Consider the following 4,880-nt stretch of genomic DNA (forward strand, 5'->3'; position numbering starts at 1 on the left):
TCCTTGTAGTGCTCGAAGAAGTGGCCGATGCGCTCCAGCCAGTGCGGACTGACCTGGTCGATGTCGCTGATGTGGCTGTAGCCGGCGAACACCTTGTCCACCGGCACGGCCAGCAGCTTCTCGTCGCTGCCGGCTTCGTCGCTCATGCGCAGGACGCCGACCGGACGGCAGCGGATCACCGAGCCGGGGATCAGCGGCAGCGGCAGCACGACCAGCACATCGGCCGGGTCGCCGTCGCCACACAGGGTGTGCGGGACGTAGCCGTAGTTGCAGGGATAGCGCATGGGGGTGGAGAGGATGCGGTCGACGAAGATCGCGCCGCTGGCCTTGTCCACTTCGTACTTCACCGGCTCGGCGTCCTTCGGGATCTCGATGATGACGTTGATTTCGTCCGGCGGGTTCTTGCCGGCGGTGACCAGATCCAGGCCCATTGCGTGCTCCGAAGGGGGTGCGGTGAGTGAGGGCCGGCATTTTACGCGCTTGGCTGCTGCGGCGCAGCAGGGAGGGTGCCGGGTCTGGCCGACCATCGGCGTCACGTGCGTGATTCAGGCTGTCCTTCAGCTTCCCGGCCCTAGAATCCGCCGCCCATGCCCTTCCTGCGCTCCTCCGCCGGCGTCCTGCTGACGGTACTGGCCCTGGCCAGTGCCGGCGCCGAGGCGCGCACGGTGTATCGCTGCGTGCAGGGCGGGACGGTCAGCCTGGCCACGGCGCCGGAGCCCGGCTCGAAGTGCACGGCCAAGGAAATCGACGATAACGCCGTCAGCACGCCGAACCTGTGGGGCTCGATGGGTGTGTTCAGCGGCACGCTGTACGAGCGCGACCAGGACGGCCAGAAGGTCTATTCCACCCGCAACCTGCCGGGCTCCACGCCGTACCTGAAGTTCACCGTGCAGACGCCGCCCGGCGAGCCCGCGCACCCGGGACTGGGCAAGGTGGGCAAGCCCCGGCTGGACCGCTACCCGTCCGAGTTCAAGGCCGCCGCGCGGCAGACCGGCGTAGATGATGCGTGGCTGCGCGCGGTGGCCCACGCCGAAAGCGACTTCGATGCGAAGGCGCTCTCGCCGAAGGGTGCCATGGGGGTGATGCAGCTGATGCCGGAGGTGGCGAAGGAATACGGCGTCGCCGATCCGTATTCCTCCGCGGAATCGATCAATGCGGGCGCGCGACACCTGCGCGCGCTGATGCGCCGCTACAAGGGCGACCTGACGCTGGTGGCGGCCGCCTACAACGCCGGTATCGGTACGGTCTCGCGGTACGGAGGCGTCCCGCCGTATGCGGAGACGCAGGAGTACGTGTCCAAGGTGACCGCCCTGTACGAACTGTACGTGCGCGCACTGGGCCGCAAAGCGGCGCCGGAGCGTCCGGCGCTGTAGCGCGCCCGTCGTGAGGAGATTCGGTCTCCGCCGCTGGATCTTCACCCGATGTGCGCGCGCACGCGCCTAGCGTGTCGTCCGGGCCCGGTCGTTCCGCGCCGGGCAGGAGAACGCCATGAAGCATCGTCGCGTATTCAGTGCACCGTCCGTTGCGGTGGCCGAAGCGGCCCTTCGCCGCGCCGTCGACGCCGGCATCCATCCTGACCACGCTGCGCTCGTGGGTCGCTCCGACATCGAAGTCCAGCACGTGCCCGATCGCGAGAAGGAAGCCGCGCCCACCGATTTCAAGGCGGCCGCCCTGCGGGGACTGGTGGGAGGCGGCGTGCTCGGCCTGCTGCTGGGGGGCGCGGCCATGCTCGTCCCCGCCGTCGGTATCCACCCTGCCGGCGTGGCCGTGTGCGTCGTGATCGGCGGCTGTGTTGGCATGTGGGCCGCCTCGCTTGCTGGATCGGCGGTGCCAAGCGAAGTCCGTCGCGACTACGAGGCGCAGATCGACGCGGGCCAGGTACTGCTGGTGATCGACGACCCCGACGAGGCGACGCTGGACCGCGCTGCCGCCGCTGTCGTGGCCGTCGCCGGCCTGCATCGCCTGCAGGTGCTGCCGCACGGCCTGCTGCAGTAGCGTGCGGCCACGACGTATCATCGCGTCGACACGGGCGGAGGACAGGCACATGCGTCGTTGGGCGATCGCGGGACTGTGGATGGTGGCAGGCACGGCCATGGCGTCGGGTGTGCCGCAGTGGGAAAAGTTCGGTGCCGATCTCCCCGCCGGTCCGGTCGTGCCGCTCGCCGCTGCCCTGGCCGACCCCGGTTCGCATGCCGGGCAGGCCAAGGTGTTCAGTGGGCGCGTGGTCGACGTCTGCCAGAAGAAGGGGTGCTGGGTGATGCTGGAAGACGAAGGGCAGGGCGCGCGCGTGCTGCTGGGCGACCACGACTTCTATGTGCCCAAGGATGTCCGCGGCCAGGCGCAGGTGCATGGCGTGCTGTCCCGAGCGGAATTGTCGCCGGATGCGCAGCGGCATACCGCGCAGGAAACGTCCGGGGCCGCGGTACCGGCCGTGGAGTACCGCATCCTCGCCGATGGCGTGCAGGTGCTGGCCGATGATCCCGGCGCCTGACGGCGGCGTCAGGCGAGGAGTTCCTCGGAACGAATGACCCGGGTGCCCGGCGACGCCTCCAGCGCCGCGCCCAGCAAGGCGTCGGCGACGCGGCTGGCGGGCACGACTCGATAACGAGCCGGCAGCACGCCATCCAGTGCGCCCATGACGCGCAGCGCCAGGCGCTCACCGCCGCGATGCTGCCTGCGCTCGCCACCCAGCAAGCCGGGGCGTAGCAGTGTCAGCGAGGTGAAACCGATACCGGCGAGCGCCTCTTCCACCTCGCCCTTGGTGCGCGAATAGAAAATGCGCGAACGCGCGTCCGCGCCCATCGCCGATACCAAGGCGAATGCCATGGCCCCTTGGGCATGCGCACGGCGTGCGATCGCCAGCGGATAGTCGTGGTCCACCCGCCGGAATGCCTCCTGCGAACCGGCATCGCGAATCGTCGTGCCCAGCGCGCATGCCACTGCGTCCACGCGCCACCAGTCCGCATCGGCGGGCAGTGCGTCGAAGTCCACGACCGGGTTCACCAGTTTCGGATGCGGAGGGAGCGGTCGGCGCGTCGGCGCGACGACCTGCTCCACGCGAGCCGAGGCCAGTGCACGCTGCAGCGCGGCCTCACCGACGAGGCCGGTCGCCCCGGCCAGCAAGATGCGTGTCATGGAGATACCCGGCGGCTGGAAAGCCGCCATCTTGCCAGCCGTGCACTGGCGATGCCCGGGCTTCGGTTACGCTTCTCCGGCGGGCGCTGCCCGCTTATCGGGAATCCTCCATGCGTGCCGTCGTACTGCCTGCCATCCCCGGTCGCCCCGGATGAACCTGCCGCTCCACTACGGCGTTCTGGGCGCAGTCGAAGCGGGGGCGATCGCGCTGCTCATCGGCGTGCTGTGCTTCCTGTTCTGGAATGCGCTCTGTGCCCGCCTGCGCGGGTCGATGGGTCATGCGATCGGCTGGTCGTGCCTGTCGGCCGTGGTGATCGGCGCAGGCGTGGACGTCTGGAACATGTTCTACCTCGGCATCGCGCGGCTCGAGTCGCCGCTGTATGCGCGCATTGCGCTGCAGGGCATCCACGATRCCGACGGGCTCGGCACGCGCGTGGTCCTGGAAATCGCGGGTGCACTGACCGGTGTCGTGCTGGGTTGGCATTGGTTCAGCAAGAAAATCGAAACCGCGAGCGCGCAGGCTGGCGACGAAAAAACGGATGCGTAACACCAAACAGGGTGCCGCATCACGGATTGGATGCCGCCCTGACATCGCGCTCACGGGTGCCTAACACCGGTTTAGTCGAAGCCGCCTCCGGCGTGGTTAAGCACGCGTGCACGTTCATTTCGCGACGCAAATTTCGTTCATAACGACGGAGGCAAGGTGGGGCCGTGCGCAATCGGACGCACTCCCACAGAACGGAGCACTGACATGACGAATAACAACCGCAAGCCGCTGATCGCCCTGGTCGCCCTGAGCGCCGCGCTGGCCATGCCGCTGGCATTCGCGCAGGAAAAGACCGACGACGCCGCACAGGCGCAGCAGACCGAGCAGAGCGCAGAGCAGGCCGCGGGTTCGGCGACCACCCCGACCCAGAGCACCGAGGCGGGCGCCACGCAGGCCAAGCAGGGTTGGGCTGACGTCGACACCAATGGCGACGGCAACATCAGCAAGGAAGAAGCTGGCGCGAATCCGGGCCTGAGCCAGGTGTTCGACCAGGCCGACGCCAACACGGACGGCTCRCTGACCGCCGATGAGTACAAGGCGTTCGTGAGCAAGAACTACGGCGACCAGCAGAAGTAAGTCATCGCAACAGCCGGGTAATGCCGCGCAGCGCACCGGCGCAACCTCATCGAGGGGCGGCCTTCGGGCCGTCCTTCGCTTTTCCGGAGCCACGCTCCGCAAGGAGGAAAGCATGAAATCGACTGCAGGCGTCGCCGGAGTGGCGATGGTGTTGACACTGCTGTTGTCGGCCGCCGCGTCGGTGCACGCACAGGACGCGTCGGACCGTACCGACAAGACCCCGACGCAGGCTGCTTCGACCCCTGCGCCCGCACCCCGACCCTTCGACGAACTCGACCAGAATGCCGACGGCGCCATCAGCAAGGACGAGGCTGCGGTCGATCCACCGCTCGCCCAGGCCTTCGGCACCCTCGACAAGGATGCGGATGGCCGTTTGAGCCCCGACGAATACGCGATACATGCCCAAGGCACGCCCTGAGGTACCCCTCTCCCAGAACCACCGCATGGAGGAAACGCCATGAAACTGAATTCCCCGCGACGATTGACCCTGGGTCTCGGCTTGGCACTTGCCAGCGCCGGCCTGCTGACCGCCTGTGGCCCCAAACCGGAAGACACGCCGCCGCCCAGTGCTCCCGAGCCCGTGGAGACGGCGCCGCCGACGGACAACATGACGCCGCCCGCG

The 4,880-nt window shown here is 68.3% G+C and carries 8 protein-coding genes; 6 read left to right on the forward strand and 2 right to left on the reverse strand.

Annotation, left to right across the window (positions count from 1 at the left end; all coding sequences use genetic code 11):
- Window positions 1–431: inorganic diphosphatase (gene ppa, locus AC04L7_RS12390; protein WP_475513105.1), on the reverse strand; the 431-nt coding region annotated here is incomplete at its 3' end.
- Window positions 432–587: 156 nt separating this feature from the next.
- Here ppa and AC04L7_RS12395 point away from each other — a divergent pair.
- The 3 genes from AC04L7_RS12395 to AC04L7_RS12405 all read left to right on the forward strand — a co-directional run bounded on the left by AC04L7_RS12395 (window position 588) and on the right by AC04L7_RS12405 (window position 2,491).
- The gene (locus tag AC04L7_RS12395; RefSeq protein WP_435996652.1) at window positions 588–1,373 is read left to right on the forward strand and encodes a lytic transglycosylase domain-containing protein; all 786 of its coding nucleotides are present in this window, start codon (window positions 588–590) and stop codon (window positions 1,371–1,373) included.
- Window positions 1,374–1,488: 115 nt separating this feature from the next.
- Entirely contained in the window at window positions 1,489–1,995 is a 507-nt protein-coding gene (locus AC04L7_RS12400) for a hypothetical protein (protein WP_435996654.1), read from the forward strand.
- Window positions 1,996–2,044: 49 nt separating this feature from the next.
- A complete protein-coding gene (locus AC04L7_RS12405; RefSeq protein ID WP_435996656.1) occupies window positions 2,045–2,491 on the forward strand; it encodes a DUF4920 domain-containing protein in 447 nt (148 codons plus the stop codon).
- Window positions 2,492–2,499: 8 nt separating this feature from the next.
- Here AC04L7_RS12405 and AC04L7_RS12410 read toward each other — a convergent pair whose 3' ends face one another.
- On the reverse strand, window positions 2,500–3,135 hold the full coding sequence (locus AC04L7_RS12410) for a Rossmann-fold NAD(P)-binding domain-containing protein (protein WP_296279330.1): 636 nt from the start codon (window positions 3,133–3,135) through the stop codon (window positions 2,500–2,502).
- 151 nt (window positions 3,136–3,286) lie between these two features.
- On the opposite strand from AC04L7_RS12410, the gene AC04L7_RS12415 reads away from it, so the two are divergent.
- The 3 genes from AC04L7_RS12415 (at window position 3,287) to AC04L7_RS12425 (ending at window position 4,676) form a co-directional block, all read left to right on the forward strand.
- On the forward strand, window positions 3,287–3,682 hold the full coding sequence (locus tag AC04L7_RS12415) for a hypothetical protein (protein WP_475513106.1): 396 nt from the start codon (window positions 3,287–3,289) through the stop codon (window positions 3,680–3,682).
- A gap of 204 nt (window positions 3,683–3,886) precedes the next feature.
- Window positions 3,887–4,258, forward strand: coding sequence for an EF-hand domain-containing protein (locus tag AC04L7_RS12420; protein WP_296279333.1), 372 nt, complete (start codon window positions 3,887–3,889; stop codon window positions 4,256–4,258).
- A 112-nt stretch (window positions 4,259–4,370) separates the two neighbouring features.
- The gene (locus AC04L7_RS12425; RefSeq protein ID WP_435996659.1) at window positions 4,371–4,676 is read left to right on the forward strand and encodes an EF-hand domain-containing protein; all 306 of its coding nucleotides are present in this window, start codon (window positions 4,371–4,373) and stop codon (window positions 4,674–4,676) included.
- The last annotated feature ends 204 nt before the right edge of the window (window positions 4,677–4,880 follow it).

The organism is Pseudoxanthomonas sp. LjRoot204_2 (assembly GCF_056175765.1).

Bases quoted from the DNA above. Each gene is read 5' to 3' on its own strand.
- AC04L7_RS12395 (WP_435996652.1), top strand. From the start codon at position 588: ATGCCCTTCCTGCGCTCCTCCGCCGGCGTCCTGCTGACGGTACTGGCC.
- AC04L7_RS12400 (WP_435996654.1), top strand. From the start codon at position 1,489: ATGAAGCATCGTCGCGTATTCAGTGCACCGTCCGTTGCGGTGGCCGAA.
- AC04L7_RS12405 (WP_435996656.1), top strand. From the start codon at position 2,045: ATGCGTCGTTGGGCGATCGCGGGACTGTGGATGGTGGCAGGCACGGCC.
- AC04L7_RS12410 (WP_296279330.1), bottom strand. From the start codon at position 3,135: ATGACACGCATCTTGCTGGCCGGGGCGACCGGCCTCGTCGGTGAGGCC.
- AC04L7_RS12425 (WP_435996659.1), top strand. From the start codon at position 4,371: ATGAAATCGACTGCAGGCGTCGCCGGAGTGGCGATGGTGTTGACACTG.